At 28.5% G+C, this 22456-nt stretch carries 29 protein-coding genes; 26 read left to right on the forward strand and 3 right to left on the reverse strand.

The window, feature by feature from the left end:
- The first annotated feature begins 25 nt into the window (after positions 1-25).
- The 19 genes from trbL (at position 26) to ELQ11_RS08495 (ending at position 14876) form a co-directional block, all read left to right on the forward strand.
- The gene (gene trbL, locus ELQ11_RS08410) at positions 26-1252 is read left to right on the forward strand and encodes a P-type conjugative transfer protein TrbL (protein WP_134225249.1); all 1227 of its coding nucleotides are present in this window, start codon (positions 26-28) and stop codon (positions 1250-1252) included.
- A 325-nt stretch (positions 1253-1577) separates the two neighbouring features.
- Positions 1578-2273 (forward strand): VirB8/TrbF family protein, encoded by a 696-nt coding sequence (locus tag ELQ11_RS08415; protein ID WP_002907783.1) that lies wholly within the window; start codon positions 1578-1580, stop codon positions 2271-2273.
- Positions 2274-2283: 10 nt separating this feature from the next.
- Positions 2284-3444, forward strand: coding sequence for a P-type conjugative transfer protein TrbG (trbG, locus tag ELQ11_RS08420; RefSeq protein WP_171824265.1), 1161 nt, complete (start codon positions 2284-2286; stop codon positions 3442-3444).
- The gene (locus tag ELQ11_RS08425) at positions 3441-3878 is read left to right on the forward strand and encodes a hypothetical protein (protein WP_134225250.1); all 438 of its coding nucleotides are present in this window, start codon (positions 3441-3443) and stop codon (positions 3876-3878) included. Before trbG ends, ELQ11_RS08425 begins: the two co-directional genes overlap by 4 nt.
- 10 nt (positions 3879-3888) lie before the next feature.
- Positions 3889-5118 (forward strand): TrbI/VirB10 family protein, encoded by a 1230-nt coding sequence (locus ELQ11_RS08430; protein ID WP_019109040.1) that lies wholly within the window; start codon positions 3889-3891, stop codon positions 5116-5118.
- Complete coding sequence (locus ELQ11_RS08435) at positions 5119-5664, forward strand: transglycosylase SLT domain-containing protein (RefSeq protein ID WP_002907793.1); 546 nt, start codon at positions 5119-5121, stop codon at positions 5662-5664.
- Between the two features lie 96 nt (positions 5665-5760).
- Positions 5761-6123 (forward strand): single-stranded DNA-binding protein, encoded by a 363-nt coding sequence (locus tag ELQ11_RS08440; RefSeq protein WP_002907809.1) that lies wholly within the window; start codon positions 5761-5763, stop codon positions 6121-6123.
- Positions 6110-6250: a hypothetical protein gene (locus ELQ11_RS09925; protein WP_019109038.1), complete on the forward strand. Its 141-nt coding sequence runs from the start codon at positions 6110-6112 to the stop codon at positions 6248-6250. Before ELQ11_RS08440 ends, ELQ11_RS09925 begins: the two co-directional genes overlap by 14 nt.
- Before the next feature lie 4 nt (positions 6251-6254).
- Positions 6255-8468, forward strand: coding sequence for a zincin-like metallopeptidase domain-containing protein (locus tag ELQ11_RS08445; protein WP_134225251.1), 2214 nt, complete (start codon positions 6255-6257; stop codon positions 8466-8468).
- The gene (locus ELQ11_RS08450) at positions 8465-10288 is read left to right on the forward strand and encodes a type IV secretory system conjugative DNA transfer family protein (protein ID WP_086032322.1); all 1824 of its coding nucleotides are present in this window, start codon (positions 8465-8467) and stop codon (positions 10286-10288) included. The genes ELQ11_RS08445 and ELQ11_RS08450 overlap by 4 nt, the downstream gene beginning before the upstream one ends.
- Before the next feature lie 16 nt (positions 10289-10304).
- On the forward strand, positions 10305-11024 hold the full coding sequence (locus ELQ11_RS08455) for a conjugal transfer protein TraL (protein ID WP_057033501.1): 720 nt from the start codon (positions 10305-10307) through the stop codon (positions 11022-11024).
- A 91-nt stretch (positions 11025-11115) separates the two neighbouring features.
- Positions 11116-11370 carry a hypothetical protein gene (locus tag ELQ11_RS08460; protein ID WP_057039917.1) on the forward strand — a complete coding sequence of 85 codons (255 nt, stop codon included), beginning with the start codon at positions 11116-11118 and terminating at the stop codon, positions 11368-11370.
- The gene (locus ELQ11_RS08465; protein ID WP_126232208.1) at positions 11354-12007 is read left to right on the forward strand and encodes a Fic family protein; all 654 of its coding nucleotides are present in this window, start codon (positions 11354-11356) and stop codon (positions 12005-12007) included. The genes ELQ11_RS08460 and ELQ11_RS08465 overlap by 17 nt, the downstream gene beginning before the upstream one ends.
- Positions 12008-12011: 4 nt before the next feature.
- Positions 12012-12479, forward strand: a complete 468-nt coding sequence (lepB, locus tag ELQ11_RS08470) for a signal peptidase I (RefSeq protein WP_057033504.1) — start codon at positions 12012-12014, stop codon at positions 12477-12479.
- Positions 12480-12567: 88 nt separating this feature from the next.
- On the forward strand, positions 12568-12810 hold the full coding sequence (locus ELQ11_RS08475; RefSeq protein WP_126230598.1) for a hypothetical protein: 243 nt from the start codon (positions 12568-12570) through the stop codon (positions 12808-12810).
- Positions 12807-13454: a DNA/RNA non-specific endonuclease gene (locus ELQ11_RS08480; RefSeq protein ID WP_126232211.1), complete on the forward strand. Its 648-nt coding sequence runs from the start codon at positions 12807-12809 to the stop codon at positions 13452-13454. Before ELQ11_RS08475 ends, ELQ11_RS08480 begins: the two co-directional genes overlap by 4 nt.
- Before the next feature lie 32 nt (positions 13455-13486).
- Complete coding sequence (locus ELQ11_RS08485; protein WP_002907857.1) at positions 13487-13882, forward strand: conjugal transfer protein TraM; 396 nt, start codon at positions 13487-13489, stop codon at positions 13880-13882.
- Between the two features lie 80 nt (positions 13883-13962).
- A complete protein-coding gene (locus tag ELQ11_RS08490; protein ID WP_002907859.1) occupies positions 13963-14649 on the forward strand; it encodes an AAA family ATPase in 687 nt (228 codons plus the stop codon).
- A 2-nt stretch (positions 14650-14651) separates the two neighbouring features.
- Positions 14652-14876 (forward strand): hypothetical protein, encoded by a 225-nt coding sequence (locus tag ELQ11_RS08495; RefSeq protein WP_002907861.1) that lies wholly within the window; start codon positions 14652-14654, stop codon positions 14874-14876.
- Positions 14877-15116: 240 nt separating this feature from the next.
- Here the strand turns inward: ELQ11_RS08495 and traI are convergent, their stop codons facing one another.
- Positions 15117-17276 carry a TraI/MobA(P) family conjugative relaxase gene (traI, locus tag ELQ11_RS08505; RefSeq protein WP_070291870.1) on the reverse strand — a complete coding sequence of 720 codons (2160 nt, stop codon included), beginning with the start codon at positions 17274-17276 and terminating at the stop codon, positions 15117-15119.
- Positions 17239-17622: a DNA transfer protein gene (locus tag ELQ11_RS08510; protein ID WP_126232213.1), complete on the reverse strand. Its 384-nt coding sequence runs from the start codon at positions 17620-17622 to the stop codon at positions 17239-17241. Before ELQ11_RS08510 ends, traI begins: the two co-directional genes overlap by 38 nt.
- A 199-nt stretch (positions 17623-17821) precedes the next feature.
- On the opposite strand from ELQ11_RS08510, the gene ELQ11_RS08515 reads away from it, so the two are divergent.
- Positions 17822-18145: a hypothetical protein gene (locus tag ELQ11_RS08515; protein WP_002845381.1), complete on the forward strand. Its 324-nt coding sequence runs from the start codon at positions 17822-17824 to the stop codon at positions 18143-18145.
- Here the strand turns inward: ELQ11_RS08515 and ELQ11_RS08520 are convergent.
- On the reverse strand, positions 18140-18475 hold the full coding sequence (locus ELQ11_RS08520; protein ID WP_002907869.1) for a hypothetical protein: 336 nt from the start codon (positions 18473-18475) through the stop codon (positions 18140-18142). The genes ELQ11_RS08515 and ELQ11_RS08520 overlap by 6 nt on opposite strands.
- A 389-nt stretch (positions 18476-18864) precedes the next feature.
- On the opposite strand from ELQ11_RS08520, the gene ELQ11_RS10485 reads away from it, so the two are divergent.
- From ELQ11_RS10485 to ELQ11_RS08550, 6 genes are all read left to right on the forward strand, one after another.
- On the forward strand, positions 18865-19155 hold the full coding sequence (locus ELQ11_RS10485) for a hypothetical protein (RefSeq protein WP_002784926.1): 291 nt from the start codon (positions 18865-18867) through the stop codon (positions 19153-19155).
- Between the two features lie 23 nt (positions 19156-19178).
- A complete protein-coding gene (locus tag ELQ11_RS08530; RefSeq protein WP_070291860.1) occupies positions 19179-20024 on the forward strand; it encodes a hypothetical protein in 846 nt (281 codons plus the stop codon).
- 2 nt (positions 20025-20026) lie between these two features.
- The gene (locus ELQ11_RS08535; protein WP_070291859.1) at positions 20027-20440 is read left to right on the forward strand and encodes a type II toxin-antitoxin system VapC family toxin; all 414 of its coding nucleotides are present in this window, start codon (positions 20027-20029) and stop codon (positions 20438-20440) included.
- A gap of 493 nt (positions 20441-20933) precedes the next feature.
- The gene (gene trbB, locus ELQ11_RS08540) at positions 20934-21872 is read left to right on the forward strand and encodes a P-type conjugative transfer ATPase TrbB (protein WP_085783180.1); all 939 of its coding nucleotides are present in this window, start codon (positions 20934-20936) and stop codon (positions 21870-21872) included.
- Entirely contained in the window at positions 21873-22169 is a 297-nt protein-coding gene (locus tag ELQ11_RS08545) for a TrbC/VirB2 family protein (protein ID WP_085783089.1), read from the forward strand.
- Positions 22169-22456, forward strand: a complete 288-nt coding sequence (locus tag ELQ11_RS08550; protein ID WP_002908162.1) for a conjugal transfer protein TrbD — start codon at positions 22169-22171, stop codon at positions 22454-22456. The genes ELQ11_RS08545 and ELQ11_RS08550 overlap by 1 nt, the downstream gene beginning before the upstream one ends.

Below are 22456 nucleotides of genomic sequence, written 5' to 3' on the forward strand. Positions count from 1 at the left end.
ATGCAATCCGATAGTCGCGTTCCTTATGGAATTGGCAAAAATCAAAACTATCAAACAGACGCCCTTAAATGGAAATAAATTAAGATTAATTTTAATTTTTTGTTTTTTAATTCCAAATTTAGCTTTTGGAGCTGAAACTGCAGAAGGTGTCCTAAATATATTACGCAACGGGCTTTTATCATGGACTCCTCTTATTAAAACCGCTTGTTTATGGGTATTTTTTACTTTAGTCGTTATTGATTTGGTTTGGACTTTTGGTTTAAAAGCTTTAAGCGGTTTTGAATTTGGGGAGTTTTTAGCTACCCTTATTAAAAAAATCATCTATATTGGAATATTCATATTCTTATTTAATGTAGATTACTGGCTTCAAATCATTTTTAATAGCTTTTCGCAATTGGCTACAAATGTAAATAATGGACTTGATATTTATCCAAGTAATATTATTCAAAATGCTTTTAAAATTGTTATGATAATTTTAAAATCTATGAGTGTAACAAGCCCTGGAGAAAGTTTTTTTAAAGTTATTTCTGGAATTATTATTTTAATAGCTTTTGTGCTTATGGCGATTGATTTGCTTATCGTATATCTCAAATTTTTCTTAATGAATGTAATTATATATTTTGCTTTGGCGTTAGGTGGTTTAAACCATTTTAAACAAATAGGCTTAAATCCTATAACAACAGCCATTAAAGTTGGAATAGAACTTTTTATGATACAAGGTTTGATGGGATTATGTATTACAATAATAGAAAAAACATATAATGAAATGGATCAAGAAATATCATATGAAATTACATTAGCTGTTCTTGTTACCTCTCTCATCTTCTGCATGATTACAAAAATGATTCCTGGTATTATAGAAGCTGTATTTAATGGTAGTATTGGAGAAAGTGCAGGGGCTGCTGCAGGTTTTAGGGCTGTTGCCACCATGGCAGCAGGGGCTGCTACGGGTGCAGCTGTAGGAGCTGTCGGTGTTACTCGTGCCATGAACGCAGCTAAAGAGTTGCATTTAGCAGAAGGTGGTAAAGGTGGAATGGATCTAGTTAAAGGCGTAGCAAAACATTTAGCAACTTCTGGAGGAGAGCATTTAAGAGATAATCTTACAAAAGGCAGAATGCCTCATCAAATGGCTAATCGCTTACAAGAAAAACTTAAAGATATACAAGGAAAAGCAAGTGAAGGTGGTATATCATCTGGAACACCAAAAGAAGAAAGTTATCAATCAGGAGTAAATCCTAATGCTATGCAATAATAAAACCAATGCAAGGGTGGTAAGTCCTTGCATTAGCGTTTCACAAACGGCGATAATTTACTTTTTAAACTTAAAAAAGATTTTTCTTATTTCTTCTCTAAAAAGTGTAATTACTACTGCAATTACCGCAATGAAAAGATTAAAAAATTCCATTATGGACTCCTACTTATTTGGTTTCCACCCACACACCCAACCAAATAGCCAAAAAAAAAGCTCGATTTCTCATAAGAGAACCGAGCTTAAACCAAATAAACAGGTTGTGAAACTTTTAGTCCATCTACCAAATGGATAAATTAATTATATCATAAAAAGGAGTAAAAAAATAATGAATATTTTTAGGCAAAAGCAAAAGATAGAAAAGAATGAGTTTGACACTTCAAGCAATCCTTATCTTAATGCAAAAACCGAATGGCTAGAAAGATACGGCGATTATATCACTCGTGCTAAAAACTGGCAAATTGTAGCGATGATCAGCTTAGCTATGTGCTTTGTATGTGTTCTCTTTATAGGCTATATCGGCTCTCAAAACAAACTTATACCTTATATTGTAGAAGTTGATAAACTAGGAAATACAGCTAAAGTAGGCATGGTTCAAAATATTGATTTAAAGAATCCAAATGTCATAAAGTATAGTCTAAATACTTTCATTTATTCTTGGCGTTCTGTTTGGGGGAATCCACAAACTCAAAGAAAATTTATATTTGATGCTTACACATATGTAGAACCAAAATCTAAAGCATTTAATTTTTTAAATGAAGAATATCGTAAAAATAATCCTTTTGAACGAGCAACTAAAGAAAATGTGCGAGTTAAAATTAAAAATATTGTCCCTCAAAATATTGATACTTGGCAAGTTGAATGGGAAGAAACAACTACAAATTTAAATGAAGATATTCTTTCTAAGGAAACTTATAGAGGATTATTCCAAATCAAACAAATCGTTCCTACAACTGAAGAACAAATTTTAAAAAATCCTTTAGGGATTTTTATTACAGATCTTAATTTTGCAAAAATTTTATAAGGAGTTAAATATGAAAAAGTTTATTTTTAATACAAATACAGCCACAAGGGAAATCCACCACACCCCAACAAGTGGGGCAAGGCTAAAAAGCCTTGACTATAATTATACAAAGGAGTATAATTACAACTATGATGAATTTTATGGCATTCATCTTAGCTCCTTTAGGGGCTTAGATTTTCGCCACAAGGGTGATGACCTTGTGGCAAACACCCCAAAAAATTATATTCAAAAACTCAAAAAACTTTCTTTAATTGCGTCTTTACTTTTATTTATTGGTAGTAGTGCATATGCTAACAATCTAAATGAAAGAGATTTTGCAAATCTCACACCAAAAGAAAAAAAAGATTTAGCAATAGCTCAAAAATGGATAAATTCAAAAACCACTACTATACAAGGAAATAATGGAGAAGTAATTTTTCTTTATGGCGAAGCTATGCCAAGCATTGTAACTGCACCTTTAAGACTTACTGATATTTCTTTAGAACCTGGAGAAGTGATTAAAGATGTTCAAATAGGCGATAGTATAAGATGGGCTATATCTTTAAGTATTAGCGGGGAAGAACCTTATTTAGTTTCTCATATTATCGTTAAACCTACGGATAAAAACCTACAAACAACCATGAACATAATGACAAATAAACGAGTTTATCGCTTAAATTTAATATCTGAAGCTAAGAAATTTATGCCTGCAGTTTCATTCAATTATACAAATCAAATCATTCATACACTAGAAGATTATAAAAACCAAATGAAAGCAAAATCTGAAGCTAAAAATTTCTATAAAACAAAAGATGATGAAATTCCAAGCAATATTGAAAATTTAGACTTTGGTTATAGTATTGAAGGTAATGCACCTTTTAAACCTTTAAGAATTTACAATGACGGCATAAAAACTTATATTCAAATGCCAAAAAATTTAAAATTCTATGAAGCACCCGCACTTATGGTTTTAGATTCTAGTAATGAAAAACAAATTGTAAATTATCGCTTAAAATATGATACATTTATTGTAGATAGACTTTTTAATAAAGCAATTTTACTTTCAAATGTAGGCTCAAAACAAGAAAAAATTACAATCACAAAGCATTCTAACAAGGCTAATCAAGATATAGTCAATAACGTGCTTTACGATTTATCACTTCAAAATAAAAATAAAAAGGATAATAAATGAGAATTTTATTTTTGGCGTTAATCGCTTTATTTATAACTTCATGTGCAAAAGTCAATTCAGAATATTTTACTTCTAGCTTTTCGGTTAAAGAAACAAAAATAAATTACGACAAAATCGCTGATGATTTTTCGCAATTTATCATTTCGTATTATTTGCCTAACAAAACTACATTTTATTTCAGTGACATAAATGACAATAAAGCATTTTCGGATTATTTTGTAAATACATTAAGAAATAAAGGTTATGCAATTAGCAACGATCATTCGAGAAAAAATTTAACCTTTCTAAGCTATCAGGTTTCGCAAATTGACAATGAAAATGTAATTGCAATATTTAATATCAATGAAAGTAAAATCAATGTGATTTATAAAATCATTGAAAACAAGCTTGTAAAAATAAATATGACAAGTTTTAATTTTACTCCGCAAAATTAAAGGTTGAATTATGCTCGAAATTAATACTTCACCAAATAAATTTTTACCAAAAAATAATAAAAGACTTTCTAAAGTCCCTATTATAATATTATTTACTATTGCTGTAATCGTATTATTTAGCGTATTTTATGTAGCTTTATCAAGAAAACAAAATTTAGAAAAGCAAGCTACACAAACTGCACCAAAAGAAGAAACACAAAGCACAAGTAAAATTGAAAATATTGCTTCTTATGTTGATGAATTATCACAAACTAAACAAATAAAAGAACAAAACTCAACCTTACAGCCTGTTAATAATACTATCCCTATCACTCAACAAGTTCAGCAAGAAATCAAGCCTCAACCTATACAAACACCTATTCTTATGCAAAACAATGAAATAGATGAAAGAGAATTAAGATTAAAAAAAGATATGCAACTTAAAGCTTTAATCAGCCAAACTTCTTTAGGGATTAAAAGTGAAATTCAAGAAAAACCAACAATAGGTAATCATTTTACCCCTTCTCAAACCGATTACCCTAATATTCCAAATGATCAAGTCAATACAAGTGCAGGATTAGGTGGATTAGATACCAATGCAAATAAAGATGCACAAGGTCAGCAATTTTTATCACAAAAAAATGACAATGGGTATTTAAAACACTCGAAACAAAAACCATTAAGTCCTTATGAAATTAAAGCAGGGTGGAACATTCCCGCTGTTTTAATCACAGGAGTTAATTCCGATTTACCAGGTCAAATATTGGCACAAGTAACACAAAATGTTTATGATACTTCAACAGGTAAATATCTTTTAATCCCACAAGGCACTAAAGTTGTAGGAGCTTATTCAAGCAATATCATTTATGGACAATCAAGGCTTTTAGTAGCTTGGAATAAGCTTATTTTTCCAAATGGAGATACATTAAATATCGATAGTATGCAAGGAACTTCACAAGATGGATATACAGGATTTGAAGATGAAGTAGATAATCATTATTTTAGAATTTTTGGTTCTGCATTTTTGCTTTCTTCAATAACTGCAGGAATTGCATTATCTGATAATTCTAGCACAAACGGAGAAAAAGAAACCGCTTCGGATAAGGCTATTTCCCAAGCAATTCAACAAATGGGACAAGTTGCAAGTGAGATGATAAGAAAAAATATGAATGTTAGCCCTACTTTAAAAATTCGTCCTGGATATAAATTTAATATCTTTGTAACTAAAGATATTATTTTAGAACCTTTGGAGCTTAGATAAATGATTGATATTGCTTTAATTGAACAATGTAAAAATCCAAATGTAGAAACACAAATCATACAAAAAATTATTCAAATAGAAAGCAATAATCAACAATTTGCAATTAATATTAATAAAATAGGATCTTTCATTCCAAAAACAAAAGATGAAGCAAAAACACTAACGCAAAGCTTTATCAACAAAGGTTATAGCGTTGATATTGGCTTAATGCAATTTAATTCAAATAATCTTAAAACTCCTACATTTAAAAATTATAGCATTGATGATCTTTTAGATCCATGTAAAAATATTAAAGCGGGTAGTGATATTTTTTATTTGGCGTATGAAATGACAAATGAAAATTTAGCAAAGGAGGAGCGTATAAATCAGGCATTAAGTATTTATAATACTGGAGATTTAAAAAAAGGATTTTCTAATGGCTATGTAGCTAAATACGATTCAACGGCAAAAATGATAGATAACTTAGAAGAAAAAGCAAGAAAATCAGATACAAGAATTAAGATTGCTTATAATCTTTTCAATTTGCAAACACAAAAAAAGGAGTAAAAATGGAAAATGAAAATTTGGAAGAGAATAAACCTACACAATTTGATGATAATGAGCCAAGCTTATTTGATAACTTAGAAGATGAGGAACAAGATAATGATTAATAATATTACAATAGGCGGAAGATTAACAGCTGACGCTGAATTAAGACACAGTAATCAAGGTAGCATAATATGCACTTTTACTTTAGCAAATAATAGAAAATATAAAGAGATAGAGAATTCAACTTATATCGAAGTATCTCTTTTTGGTTCTTTTGCTAATGCCATGCACCCATATTTAAAAAAAGGCATTTCAGTTGATGTGGTTGGAGAACTAACTCAAGACACTTGGGAGCATGAAGGAAAAATTTACTCAAAACACCGAATAAAAGCAAAAGAGATAGATTTTAGAACACCAAAAAAAGAAAAACAAACAATACCTAATATTGAAGAAGGAGAAAATTATGAAGGATTTTAAAGAATTAGAAACAATACCAAATTTCAGCTATGAAATTGATCCGCTAACTGCTGAAGAATTAGGTGCATTTGAAGAAAATGCTTTAAGTGAAGAAGATGCCAAAGAAGGCATAGAAGATCAAGGATAACTCTATGAAAAACAAAGACTTTATCCAAGAAACAGCTGATAAAATTATAGAAAGTTTAAAAAATGGAACTGCACCATGGATTAAACCTTGGAAAGGTATCGATTTAGCTAATAACATGCCTTATAATCCTATTACAAATAAGCCTTATAATGGCATAAATAGTATTAATCTAATGCTACAAAATTATAGTGATCCTAGATGGCTTACTTATAAACAAGCACAAAGTATTAATGCACAAGTTAAAAAGGGTGAAAAATCTACTTTAATTCAATATTGGCAATTTAGCGAAATAGTTGATAAATTAGATGAAGAAGGCAATGTTATCACAAATGAAAAAGGAGAAGTAGAACAAATCGAAATAAAATTAGAAAATCCTAAAGTATTTTTCGCTTATGTTTTTAACGCTGAACAAATCGAAAATATGCCAAAACTAGAACCAAAACAAGAAATTGATAATTTTCAAATAATTAAAGAGGCACAAAAAATTTTAGACGATTCAAAAGCGATTATTCATCATCAAGGAAATAGAGCTTTTTATAATGCTACAAATGATACTATTACACTACCACCAAAAGAAAATTTTTTAAATGAAAGTGCTTATTACGCAACTGCTTTACATGAATTAGGACATTGGAGCGGTCATTCAAGTAGATTAGATAGAGATTTAAACAATCCTTTTGGTTCTAAAGAATATGCCAAAGAAGAATTAAGAGCCGAAATTGCAAGTTTTCTATTTAATGGTAAAATTGGTTTAGATTATGATCCAGGACAACATTTATCATATATTGATAGTTGGGTGCAAATTTTAGAAGATAAACCGAATGAAATTTTTAAAGCTACCTCCGACGCTACAAAGATTGTTAATTTTATTGAAAGTCTTTCTTTGGAGCAAAAACAAAAAATAGAGCTTGAAAACTCAAATACACAGAAACAAGAGCTTACACAAGATAAGGAGTTAAACTTGGTAACTAAAAAAACTTACCTATATGTTCCATTTGAAGAGAAAGAAAGTGCTAAAAAAGCAGGTGCAAAATGGGATAAGGAAGCTAAAATGTGGTATGCTCCTAAGGGAACAGATCTAAAAAATTTCAATCAATGGTTAAATCAATCATCATTAACACCAAACTATAGCAATACGCATGATGAATTTAAAGCTTTTTTAGAAAAATATGAACTCAACATTGAAGGACAACCTATAATGGACGGCAAACTTCATCGAGTTAGTGTTATAGGAGATAAAGGAAGAGAAAAAAGCGGAGCTTATGTAGGATTTTTAAATGGACACCCTGCGGGATTTGTGCAAAATTATAAAACTGGTATTAAAGAAAATTGGAAAAGTGCTAATTCTTTTGAAAATACTAAAAATCAAGAAATAAACTTTAAAAATGCAATAGAACATAATAAAGCAATGAAAGAAGCAAGAGAAAAAGAACTTGCACAAGCTTATGAAAAAACAGCTTTAAAACTTGAAGAAGAATATAATAACGCAAGGTGGGCTAATTCAGAACACCCTTATTTAAAAGAAAAAGGATTTGATAAAAATTTCTATCTTAAGCAAGATAAAAACGGTAATTTATTAATTCCTTTAAGAGATATTGAAGGCAAATATTGGGCTACACAAAGGATTTTCGCTAATGGTGATAAAATGATAGGAGCTACACGCACAGCAGAAGAAAAAGAGCAAGGCATAGAATACCCTGCAAAAAAGCAAGGCAATTTTTTCTTACTTGGTGCAAAAAATTTAGATAATGTCAATGAAGTTTATATTTGCGAAGGATTTGCAACAAGTGCTAGTGTTTATGAAGCTACAAAATCCCCTACTATAATGGGAGTAGATGCTGGGAATTTAGAAATTATCGTAACAAGTATAAAAGAAAAATATCCTAAAATGAATATTATTATTGCAGGGGATAATGATATAAAAAAAGAATTAAACGGCAATAAGAATGTAGGCAAGGAAACAGCTTTAGGCATACAAGAAAAATACCCCGAAGTAAAAGTCGTATTGCCAAATTTTACAAATGAAGAAGCACAAAAAGGCTTAAGTGATTTTAATGATTTAATGAAAAGCAGGGGATTAGAAGAAATTAAAAAACAATTAAAAGAACAAATTGCAAAGCAACTAATGGCTGAAAAAGCTACCACCAAAGCACTTGATAAAAATAAAGGCATTAATAAAGAAATTTCAACTAAAAAAGATATAGGGATTTCTTTATGAAAAAACAAACTAATCAAGCTTTAGTTTATATGTTAGGGCTTATTGGAATTTTCCTAACATTTACTATTATTAGCCAAATTGCAACGCAATATTTAGCAAAATCGTTTAATTACTCCCCTAGCTTAGGTGAAACTTCACTTTATGGATTTTATAATCCTTTTAAGTGGATTTCTTGGAGTTATGCTTATTATTCTTTTTATCCTGATTTTTTCAAAAAATTTTTTATGTTAATGTTTGCAGGTGTTGCATTTTGTTTTATTGTTTTTATTTTGGTGAAACTTGCCTTTTTGCGTAAAGCAAAAGCAATAGAAAATCTTCATGGATCGGCACATTGGGCTACTTTAGAAGAAGTCAAAGAAAGTGGCGTATTTGATAAAGATAAAGGTGTGTATATCGGTGGTTTTGAGCACAAAAAAACACTTCATTATTTAAGACACGATGGTCCTGAACATGTAATGCTTTTTGCACCTACAAGAAGTGGTAAAGGTGTAAGCTTACTTTTACCTACACTTTTATCTTGGGAAGAATCTGCACTTATTTTTGATATAAAAGGTGAGTTATGGGCTTTAACTGCGGGTTGGAGACAAAAATACGCCAAAAATAAAGTATTAAAATTAGATCCTACTTGTTTAGATGATAGTGCCGTAAAATTTAATATTTTAGAAGAAATAAGATTAGAAACAATGCACGAGATTAAAGACACTCAAAATATTGCAATTAATCTCATTTTCAAAGGCGAAACTCCCCCTACTAATCCTACTCAAGGTAGCACATCTTATTTTAAAAGTGAAGCAGCAAATTTCTTAGTTTCAATTATACTTTATGCTTTGCATTTAAAAAAATATCGAGGTGAAAATACCCCAAATCTAACTGATATTTATAAATTCATCAATGATCCAAATCAAAGTATCGATGAGCTATTAGAAGAAATGGTTGAATGCGATATTTCCACGATGGATAAAAACACCCAAGAAATTATACAAAGCATATCAAGATCAATGAAAAATAAAGCCACTCAAGAATTAAGCGGTGTAATAGGAACAGCTTCGGAAACTTTAAATCTTTATATTGATCCTATCTTAGCAAAGAATACAGCAAAAAGCGATTTTAAAATCAAAGATTTAATGAATCATGATAACCCTGTTAGTCTTTATTTGATCATTCCACCAGGACAAAAAGATAGACTGCGTCCTTTTTTTAATTTACTCATTAATCAAATCTTTAGAACTTTAACTGATGATTCTTTAAGTTTCAAAAATGGGGAAAATGTCAAAAGATACAAACATAAAATGTTAGTGTTAGCTGATGAGCTAACTATGTTTGGAAAATTAGGAGTGCTTGAAGAAAATCTTGCTTATATGGCAGGATATGGAATGAAGTTTTACGGATCTATTCAAGATATTCAACAACTTTATTCTATTTATGGTGAAAAAGAAACAATTATTTCAAACTGTCACATAAGAATAGCCTTTACACCAAATAAAATCGAAACTGCAAAACTCTTATCTGAAATGGGCGGAATTACAACTATTATTAAAAAATCTCTTACAAGTTCTGGAAAAAGAACTGCAGTAATGCTTGGCAATGTTAGTGAAACTATACAAGAAGTGCAACGCCCTTTAATTACAGCTGATGAGTGTATGCGATTGCCTTCAGCTAAAAAAGATAAAGATGATAAGATAATCGCTCCTGGTGATATGTTAATTTTTATAGCAGGTCAAGCACCTATTTATGGAAAACAAATTTTATACTTTAAAGATCCCGCATTCTCTGCAAGGTCAAAAGTAATGCTGGATAAACAAATCAGCGATATTTTATGATACAAAAGGAATAAAAATGGCAAAAATACATTTTGTTTTAAATGGCAAAGGTGGTATAGGTAAAAGTTTTATAAGCTCTTTGCTATGTCAATATTTTTTAGATAAAGGAGAAAGTATCGTCGCTATTGATACAGATCCTAACAATACAACTTTACTCAATGTAAAAGCTTTAAAAGCTAAATTCTTACAACTTATTGATGATGAAGGAAAATTTGATGTCCGTGCCTTTGATAAAATTGTAGAATTAGCTTTTGAAAAAAAGGCTAAAAACTATATTATTGATAGCGGTGCAACTACTTTTATACCTTTAATCGATTATCTTAAAGAAAATGAAGTTTTAGACTTTTTAACAAGCAATAGTTTAGAAGTTTTTATGCATGTCCCTATCGTAGGCGGACAAGCAAGAGATGATACTATTTTGGGATTAACACAACTCACACAAGCTTTTAATTGCTCTTTTGTGGTGTGGGTTAATGAATATCACGGATCAATTATCAAAGATGATTTCGAGTTTGAAGAAACTAAAGAATATCAAGCTATCAAAGAAAAAATCAAAGCTATTATTTATCTTAATGCTTTAAGTAAAGATACTTTCGGCAAAGATTTGTTAGAACTCACTTCCAAGAATTTAACTTTTGGTGAAGCTATGCAAGATAAAAACTTTTCTTTAATGTCGAAACAAAGGCTTAAAATTTTCAAAGATAAAGCATTTAATCAAATAGGTAATATATTATAATAATATCTTTATGATATTATTATAATATTTATTTAATTTAATATTAATATTATTATGATATAATTATATTAATTATTATAAAGGAGTAAAAATGCAAAAACAATATCCCGAAGTGCATAGCTTAGAAGAAAGCCTTGCGATACTTAAAAAATATAAAGATGATGTAAATAAGGAAGATTATGAAGGTATAAAATCTGTTATAAGTAATCATGCTATAGAGAGTATTTACATGAATGAATTAGATATTATCGCTATGATAAAACAAAGTGCTTTAAAGTTAAGTGCTGATGAAATCATTGCTGAATATAAAGAAAAAGGATTTGTAGAATATGAAAGAAAGCAATGAAGAACTTTTTAAAAGATTAATTACAGATAATAAACTCGGTATAAAAGATGAAAAATTATTTGATAAAGAATCGAGATTTTATACTGGTTTAAGAGAAAGAGAACTTACGCTCAATCCTATCAGAGGTAATTTTGATTATCAGCACTTGAAAAATATACATAAACATATTTTTCAAGATGTATTTCACTGGGCTGGAAAAGATAGAATGGAAGTAGGCTTGCATGGAAATTTTGGAAAATATGCACCAAATGGAACAATTACTAATTTTATTCCTGGAAAAGATTTAAATGCAACCGCTCAACAAATTTTTACTTGGCTTAAAGAAGACAATTACTTAAAAAATTCAAAAGATCTTAACGATTTCGCAAAGAACTTAGCCGAATTTGCTAGAAACCTAAATGCTTTGCACCCCTTTAGAGAAGGTAACGGCAGAACTCAAAGAATATTTTTAAATGAGTTGGCTAAAAATGCAGGTTATAAACTTGATTTAAATTTAATACCAAAAGATAAAATGATAATGGCATCTGTAGAAGCTTCACAATTGAAATTAGGAAAACTTGAAGCCATAATTAAAACCAATCTAAAAAGCTTTAGACAAAATTTAGATTTGGAGCAAAATAAAGGAATATCATTATAATGCTATGAGAAAAACTATTGCAATATTTGCCTTTTCCTTTGTATTTCTTCTAATCCTCTCATATCTTATTTTTTATTTTGGTGGCTTTCATTTTAACCATACAAGATCAATGCCTTTGGGCTTATATAAAGAAATTAGCTCTTCCATTTTTAACAAAAACGATATTGTGCTTTTAAAAATACCACAAAAGAAAGAAATTTTATTAAAAAAGATTGTTGCAATAAATGGAGATTTTGTAGAAGTTAATAGACAAGGTGTGTTTATTAATAAAACACTTATGCCTGATTCTAAAATTTTTTCATTTGATAGCGAAGGTAATCCACTAGAATTTAAACCTTTTAAATGCAAGTTAAAAGAAAATGAACTTTTTGTTATGGGTGAAAATATAAAAAGTTATGATAGTAGATACTTTGGAGTGATAAATATATTCCAAAATGAAGTAAAAAAAGTTAAGTCAATAATATTATTTTAATATTATAATAATATTAATTTAAGATTATTATAATATTATTATGATATAATTATATTATAATTATAAATTAGAATAAAAGGAGAAAATTATGAATGACAAAAGAAAAGTTAGGGAATTTCTGTCTTATGCGGAGAAATATATGTCTTTTGTATTATTTGTTTGTATAGGTTCTTTTTTCGTTGCTTCAATGCTAAGTGCGGTCATTGATAGTGATTTTTACTCACTTTTTATTATTTTATTTTTAGCAACTACGATCAGTCCTCTTATTTGTATCGGGTTGGTTACATTAATAGAAAAATTGATAAAAATAATAAATAAGGAGAAACAATGAAAAAACTTATGATTTTACCGTTGCTAGCAACTCTAGCTTTTGCTGATTATAATCAATACAAACCAAGTGAAGATTTTGCTAAGTATTTTACTAAACAAAACTGCTCACAAGTTTTAGATAAGTTTTATTATCTAAATTGTTATGATTATAATTATAAAGGCACTAAAGCTGTAGCTTATAAATTAGAAGCGGAAAATTTAAAAGGCGAACAAATCAAAAAACGCCCACGCTTTGAAGATGATACAAATATACCTAAAAAATACCGCACTACATGGAGTGATTATAAAAACAGCGGTTACGACAGGGGACACACTCTTTCTAATGCTTCCATGAGAAAAACCGCTCAAGCCCAAAAAAGCACTTTTTTAATGAGTAATATCACTCCTCAAAATCCACAAATCAATCAAAGAGTTTGGAATAAAATTGAAAAAAGAGAAAGACAAGTAGCTTTAAAGCTTGGAAGTTTAGAAGTTTTAAATTTAGTTAATTATGATAACAATCCACAAAGAATAAGAAATCAAATTGCCATTCCAAGCTCTTACACTAAGATTTTAAAAGGTGATAATTTTAAAGAATGTTACCAAGTGCCAAATCATGAAGTAGAAGATGAGAGTATAAGATCTTATCAGATTAAGTGTCAGTAAAGCTTAAAATACATGAGATCGAGGTTAAAATAATGAATAAAAAAGAACTTATTGAAGAAATTGCAAAAAAACACCATATAATCTTAGATGAAAACGATCCTATATTAGCAGTCGTTAGTGCAAATGAAATCATCTTTGATGATTTTTTAAAAAAAATAGATCTGCTTTTCACAAAACACAAAACAGATTTAGAAAGCTATAAATTTAATATATTTAATGAGATAAGAGAATATAGTAAAAGCAATCAAGAAGCTTTAAAAGATATTTTAATACAAGCACAAACAAATCAAAACACAATTAAACCATCGCAAGAAAAAACAGAAGACACTAAAGAAAAGAAAAATACAAATATTAATTTTTGGATTATCGCTATTGCTGGTCAAATTATTTTTCTTCTTGTTGGTTTAATCATAGGGATAACAATATAATATTATTTTATTATCTTTTTAATATTATATTAATCTTATTATGATATTATTTAAATATAAATTAAAAGCAAGGTTTAATTATGATTATATCCGTAGTAAATGAAAAAGGCGGTAGTGGTAAAACTACATTAGCAGTAAATCTTTCCGCAAGATTGGCTGAAGATGGCGATAATGTTTTACTTATCGACGCAGATCCGCAAAAATCAACTGAAGTTTTTTCAGACATGAGAAGTCAATCAAACTTAGAACCTTTATTTTCAAATGTTTCAAAAACAGGTGTTAGTTTAGGCGATGAAATTAAAAGAATGAAAAATGCTTTTGATAGCATTATAGTTGATACAGGCGGTAGGGATAGTAAAGAAATGCGAAAAGCTATACTTTCATCAAATATAATTATTATTCCTACAATTCCAAGTCAATACGATGTTAATGTTCTAGATCATATGCTAGAAATTTATAATGAAGTGATTGATATTAATCCTAATTTATTAGCTTTGGTTTTAGTCAATAGGGTTTCACCCAATCCTTTTTTAGCAAAAGAATTAGAAAATTTAAAAGAATACATTAACGAAACCAAAAAAGAAAAAGGCTTAGATAGAGTAATAATGCTTGAAAGCGTAATCTATGAAAGACAAGCTTATCGCAAAGCAGTAATAGAAGGTAAAAGCATGAAAGAATTTTGCGATAAAAACGACAAAGCTTTAAATGACTTTGAAAACTTTTACCAAGAACTTTTAAAAATAACAAATGAAAAACTAGGAGTATAATAATGGGATTTAAAAAACTGAGTTCAGAAACACCAAAAAATGAAAATGACTTTGTTAATTCAGCTCGAGGAGAAACAGGAAATGCAAAAACTAGCAATGCAAAAAGAAATAAAAAGCTTGTAGTAAATTTTACAGAAGAAGAGTATCAAACCTTAAATCAAGAGGCTAATTCAATAGGTTTGAGCTTAAATTCTTATGTAAGATTTAAAATTTTTAGAAAGGAGTAAAAAAATGTTTTTAGATATAATTAGCAAAATATTCATTTTTATTGCAATTCATACAATGATTATATTTATAGCAAAGTCTCATATCGCAGTGATCAAAACAGGTTTTCAAAGTTTTGATTTTAGGTTTATTTTTATCTACAATTTAGCATTTTTAGTTGCAGAATATTTTATGTTTCTCGCATACTCAAAATATATATTAAATTAATATTATAATAATATCACAATATTATTATTGTGATATTAAAAATTATTCAAATTAATATCATTACTTTTAATAACTTCTGCTTTTTTCAAGTATTGATATTTTAAATCTTTTTCAAGTTTTTTTGCATACTTTTCCATTATCTCAATATTCTTATCGCTTAACATAGAAATAACATTTGCCACTTTACTAATTTTGCTTTCTTGCATTGAAAATCTTTTTACATACTCATCAGCATCAATTTTTCTATTTGTATAAAATCCCTTGGCAATATCTGTTATTTTATTAGTATTTAAAAATAAATGCTCGAATTTTTCAAACTTTTTTATCTCTTTATCATCGATTAAAGCTTGTTTTATTTCTTCATTCATTGCAATAAGCCCTTCTTTATTGATAGAATTTACAACAAAACCTTCAATTTGAGTATCAATGCTTTGTATATCCATAGAATTGATTTCATCGGAACTAAAACCTATTTTTTTCAATTCTGCTTCAAATACCGAAAGTGTAGTATTCGAGACTTTTTTAAGAATAGCTTTTAAAGCTTTTAATTCTTTTTCTTTAATATTTTCTTTTATGCCTGGTTCATCTTTAATAAGTTTGATTTTTAACTCAACAATATTTTTTAAAATCTTTCTAGACTTCATTTCTTGGCGTTTATCATTATTGCTTTCTTGTATCTTTTGCATTTGCGGATCTGTAAAACTCACATTTAAATTATAATCATTTGCGACTTCTAAAATATTTCTTTTAAAATTCTCATCTCCTGTAATATTAAGATGATTTCCAAATCTATCAATCGCCATAAGTAAAGAATTTAAAAGAAATTCTTTATCATCTTTGCCGTTTTGAATAAGGGATACTTTTAACATTTCTCCTTTATCTATGGCTTTATTAAAACCGCTTTTATATACAGCATAACCTTCTTTTGTTATATAATCTACATTTTCAAAGATTTTAGGTTTTTCCTGGGTTGATGATAAAGTGTTTTCATTTTCATTAATTTTCGTTTTAGATCTTCGTAAAGCCCTTGTAGCCTCTTCGTTTCCTGATAAGGATTCATTAATTAAAAAATCTCTATAAGACACTCTTTTATATTTTTGATAAAGCTCTTTTTGTTTGTTTTTAAAAATCATTCTTTGGTTTTTAACATGTGCAAAAGTGTTTTTATTAAATTTCATTGATGGTATTGAGGTTTTAAATTCATTTCGCCTAAGCTTTAACATTCTAAGTTCTTTGTCAAGCTCTGCTTTTTTCTCATTTTCAATTCTTAAATACTTTTCCCACAATGCTTTAGAAGTTTCTTTATTTGGTCGTTGGTATCGCTCTTTTATTTCCCGTTTTTCTTCTTCAATGTTTTGTGTATTCTCTTTTTCTTGTTTTAAATCTAATTCTTTAAATCTTTTCTCTAAAGCTTGTTTAGATAATTCCCTATGGATACTACTTGCTTTGCAAAACAATTTTTCACTCTTAGAAGCAATAACAAAACCTTTTCTTCTTTCTCTAAATTCAAGATCATATTTAGCTAAAAGTTGTTTAATGTCTTTAAAAGTGGTCTTTTCATCTTTTAACATAAGATCTACTTGTTTAGAAAGCTTTTCTTTTACCCAGGTTTCAAAATTGCAATTCATAGTATGGATATTATATTTATTGCTTTGCTTGTCTTTTTGTGAAATATGATTATCCAACTTTAAATTATACTGCTTTTCAAGTTTCATCGCTGTTTCTTGTAAAATTTTAACATCATTGTAAGGATTAACAACTTTTAGAGTGCGTGGATTAACTTTATTAATTGCGATATGTATGTGAAGATTATTTGTATTAGAATGAATTACACTTAATCTTTGATGATCGCTCATTCCTAAAGACTTTGCGATTTCCTCTTCAATCGCTTGTAAAATTTCCAAAGTAGGCTTTTCGTCTTCTTGAAAAGAAACTACTAAATGCAAGGTCTTATCCTGCTTTGTTGTGGTATTAAGCTTTTGAGTGTTGATAATCTCGTTAATATTATCCTCATCATTATCAAAAGAACAATTTGTAAAATGGTAACCTTCCACTTTATCCATTTCATTATTTTTATCAAGCATATAATCAACTAATACTTTTGCATTATTATTGTCTTTATCTAAAATATAATCCGACAATCTTTTAAAACTTGATTTATTTTGTTTCCTTGCTGGTATTTTTCTGACTATCATTTTGCATTATCCTTTTGGCTTGTTCTTTTAAAAGTATTTGCAAATCTAAAATTTGATCCACAATCTCATCAATATCTTCATAAGATCTTTTATTTGAAAAATTGGCTTTATTATCTTCATTTCTAACTAGCCAATGCTTAAAAAGTCCGCCCAATCTTCCTATATCCCCCGCAATATTTAAAACATTATGTGCGACTTTTTGATCTACTATGCAAGTAATAGGATAATTCATCGATAAATCACGCAAATATCTTGAAAGTGTTAAGCCGTGATTTTGTGCTTTTTCTGTTAAAAGATTATATTCTTCTAAAGTCAGTCTAATATTTACCTGTTTTGTTTTTTTCATTTTGGCGTCCTATTTTAGAGCTTTAGCGATAAAACTTTGCTTTTGTATAGCAAAAGCATATCCTGTCTTATTACTCCAAGCAATTATAACAAAATATAAGCTATTTTTACAAACATTTTAATCATTTTACTAAAATACACTATAATTTGCTAAAATATACTAAAATATCTTATAATATATTATTTAAAAAGGTTGCATAATGAAAAGAGGTTTTGCAAAAATAGAATTCTTCGCTAATTTAGAATACTTAAAACAAGAATATAATAAAGGCTATGTAGTTTCTAAAATACTTTATGAAAAAGCAAAGCAAGATAAAAATATATCAATGGTTTATTCACAATTTAATAAATACTTCAATGAAGTTTTTAAAAATAAAATAGAGAAAAAAGAAATAACACAGGAAAATAATCAATCTTTAGCTTTGGAAAATAAAGAGCCTATCAAAGTAAAAATTGATACAAAATCAAAAAAAGTATTTGACGCTAAATTTGGAAAAGATATCAAAGAAGATGATTTATTATAAATCTGAAACTTCTGCAATTCTAGCATTAAAACAATTCAAATAGCCAGTCTTACTTCTTTTAAATTTAACAGCTAAAATTCTATTATTTTCAAAAGAATTCTCCATATATTCTCGAAAATTAAAATCTCCGCTCCTACTAAAATATTTATTACTAAAGAAAACACTAAAATAAAACTCTATATTTGTCCCAAGATCAACACAATTGATAAGTATATTTGCTTTTTTACCCCACTTGATATTATTAACAAAAATATATAATTCATTATCTAAATTTAGATTTTTAGTTTTTTCACTTAATTTTTCAATTCTTTCTTTTTTACTCTTTTCCATTTAAGTTCCTTTAAAAATCTTAACAATTATAAAAAACAAAGCTTAACGCCAAAAATAAAAATGTTTAAGAAAACTAAAAACTTAAATGATTAGAAACCTATTTTACCATTACTTTAAGTTTTAAAGAAAAACACTCTAAACTTAAAAAGAAATATTTTTATTTGTAAAAAGCTTATATTATCGATAATCAAAGCAATTAAACCTTAGTTTGAAAACTCTACTTTTCAAATCATAACTTCTTTTTGGTGTATATAGCAAATTGCACCTGTTAAGGTGCTATAATTTGCGTAAATATAGGGTGCGGGGTGTGCAGTCGCCTAGAGCGACAAACGAACTTGACCCCGCCCTATTGTTGTAAGAAGAGTAAGAGACGCTTAGTCTCTTCAAATTTGCAAATGAGCGTTAGCGAAATTTGCTGTAAAAAATTTTTTGTTTTCAAGAGTAGATTAAGAAGGAAAAGACTTAAAAAAAATGCTTTCAAATATAGGTATAATAGTGCTTTGATAAGGTTTTTAATTTTCCCACCAGTGGGACAAATTTTCCCACCAGTGGGAAAAAAACTGCTCGTGGTGGGAAAATTATTTTTAGAAAAAATCATGTTTCCAAATAAATTGGGAAAAAATTGCTTTTTTTGCTTAAATATGTTTCATTTTTTGGGAAAAAATGATATAATACTTTGATTTAGAACAAAAAAAGGTTAAGTATGAAAGAAATAGTAGATTTGGAAAACAAGCCAGTAACTAGATTATATAGCAAAGTTGAAGAGAAGGTTGATAATATTACAGGGGAAGTTACTACCATTGTAAGCTCTTTTCTCCAAAAAGAAAAAACCAAAGATGATTTTATTAAGCTTTTTGTAGAAAATATTAATTATCTTACTGATAATCTTTCTAATTCTGCCCTAAGAGTAGTATTAATGATGTTTAAAAATTTAAATTATCAAAATATTTTTCATTACAATAGTGATTTTGTATCTTATTTTACAAATAAAAAAATTCTAGGAAAATCTAGTGTTTATCGTGCAATAAAAGAACTTGAAGATAAAAATGTAATTTTTAAAATCACAAAAGAACAACAAGAAGAGTATGATATTATAAGTCCAAATTCATATATTATGAACCCTCAAATTATCGGGAAGGGTTCTTTTAAAGATCTAAAGAAACTAAGACAAACAACAATAAAAGAATTTGATTTTGAAAAATTGGAAATGATACAAAAAGTAGAAGTAGAAAGTGAATATGAAGGACTAGACGAAGTTAAAGAAAATCCTGAAAATTATTATATCGAAGATATTAAACAAATTGCTTATCCTAATACCATAGAGAATCAAATTATTATATCTAAAAAAGAAGCGGAAGTAGATAATCAAACCCTCATTGCTAATCATACACAACCTTCTTTATTCGATGAAAATCAAAAAGAACGAGAAGCTAGACTATTTGTAGAAAAATATGCTGGGATACTTACTGGTGGATTTGATCCTACAAAATCTGCCAAAGAATTAAAAAGAGAAAAATTAGATAAAGATTTGGAAGAAGGTAGAATATAAAAATGAAAAAAGTTTATTTAGATACAAATATTTTCCTAGATTACTTCAATGCTGAAAGAACTTATCATAATGAAGCTAAGCAATTGATATATTTTTTAATTACAAATAACATTCAAATAGTTTTCTCTGAAGATATGATTTCTACTATTGCTTATCTTATTAAAAAAGAAAATTTAAATAATTTCACTCATTTTTTAAAAGATATTTCATTAGAAAAAGATTTTAATATTGCATCTTTTGGTGCAAGTGTCATTAATATGGCTTGTGATTATTATGATAAATATCGAGGAGACTTTGAAGACTATTTGCAATATTTTTGTGCTGAAAAAGAAGGTTGCTGTGCTATTTATACTATGGATAAAAATTTTCCAAATTTGAAAATACCTATAAAAAGATATGGCGAGATTGATATCTAAACTATATTTTGTCTCAAGAAAATGAAAGAAAATAAACATTCAATTGTTAAAAATGTATCATATTTTGAGACAAAAGCGAAAAATCTATATTTTGTCTCAAGAAAATGAAAAAAATAGAAAATTTTTTATAAAAAATGTATATTTTTTTACCAAAAAATGAGACAAAAGCAAAAAATCTATATTTTGTCTCAAGAAAATGAAAAAAATAAACATTCAATTGTTAAAAATGTATCATTTTATTAGAAAAAAACCTTGACAATTAAATTAAAAATTATATAATAACGGTATTAGTTTTTAATTTTTGGAGAATTTTTTGAGAAAAAATAAACTTAATTTTTACTTAATAGCTAGAGAGAGAGAGAGAGAGAGAGAGAGAGAGAGCAGAATAATCTTAAACTTTTCTTAATTTTTAAACTTTTACAACTCCACAATCCATACAAAAAAAATCCTGACAAATTTTTAACTCTTGTAATTGAATCAAAAGGACTCTTCAATGAGTAATCTTGAGTTTCAAGCAAGGATCAATGAAAAAATAAAAAGAGAATTTGGCGATATTTTAACTCATTTAGAAGATAAAGAAACAATAGAACTTATGCTAAATTCAGACGGCAAACTTTGGCTTGAAAAGCTAGGTCAAGATATGATATGTCTTGGCGAATTTTCAGAAGCTAAAGCAAAATCTATCATTACCGCAGTTTCTACACTTCTTGATACAACCACAAATGCAGAAAATCCTATCCTAGAGTGTGAATTGCCACTTGATGGTTCAAGATTTGAAGCTCTATTGCCTCCTATTGTTGCAAAACCAACCTTTACAATCAGAAAGAAAGCCGTTAAAATATTTACTCTTGATGATTATGTCGATTCTAATATTCTTACACCAAAACAAAAAGAAGTTTTGATTAATGCCATTATCGAACGCCAAAATATTTTAATTGTTGGTGGAACTGGTAGTGGTAAAACCACTTTTTCAAATGCTATTATTGACGGCATTTCTAAAATCACTCCCGATCACAGAATAGTAATCATTGAAGACACAGCAGAACTTCAATGTGCGAGTGAAAACAAAGTAATTTTAAGGGCTACGGATAAAGTAGATATGCTTAGGCTTTTGAAAGCCACAATGCGACTTCGCCCCGATAGAATTATAGTGGGCGAAACAAGAGGCAAAGAAGCTTTAGACTTGCTAAAAGCTTGGAATACAGGACACCCTGGAGGAATAGCTACAATCCACGCTAATTCTGCGAATGGGGGACTCATAAGGATGGAACAATTAATCTCTGAAGCATCAAGTGCAAAGATGAGCAAATTAATTGCTGAAGCTGTGAATTTAATTGTTTTTATCTCAAAAACTAAGGAGGGCAGAAAAATAAAAGAAATCATAAAAGTAATTGATTATGAAAACGACAAATATATTACACAAGGAGTTTAAATGAAAAAATTTATACTATTATTTTTAATACTAGGTCTAGGTTATGCACTAGCTTCAACTACAGGTGCTGGTTTGCCTTGGGAAAGTCCATTGCAAACAATTAAGCAAAGCATAAGCGGTCCAGTAGCTTTTGTTATTTCGCTTTTGGCGTTAATTGGTGCGGGTGCTGGTTTAATTTGGGGAGGAGAGCTTAGCGGGTTTTTGAAAACTTTAATCTATATTGTAATTATAATCGCTTTAGTTGTAGGAGCTAATAGCTTTATGTCACTATTCACAACGAGCGGAGCATTAATTTAATGGAAGAGTTACATAGAGTAGATATTTATAGCGCATTAAACAAACCAAATTTAATGCTTGGTGCAGATAGAGAACTAATTATGATGACAGGTCTTATTTCTGCATCTCTAATTTTTACAGGAGCGACAATAGTCACTACTATCGTTGGAGTTGTATTGTTTTTTATCTGCAGTCTTCTTTTAAGATTAATGGCAAAAAGCGATCCTCTTATGCGTCAAATTTTTATACGCCAAAATAAGTATAAAAAATTTTACTATCCGCAAAGCACACCATTTTCAAAGGATTAA

This window comes from Campylobacter sp. US50a, assembly GCF_004379015.1.
Taxonomy (GTDB): domain Bacteria; phylum Campylobacterota; class Campylobacteria; order Campylobacterales; family Campylobacteraceae; genus Campylobacter_D; species Campylobacter_D jejuni.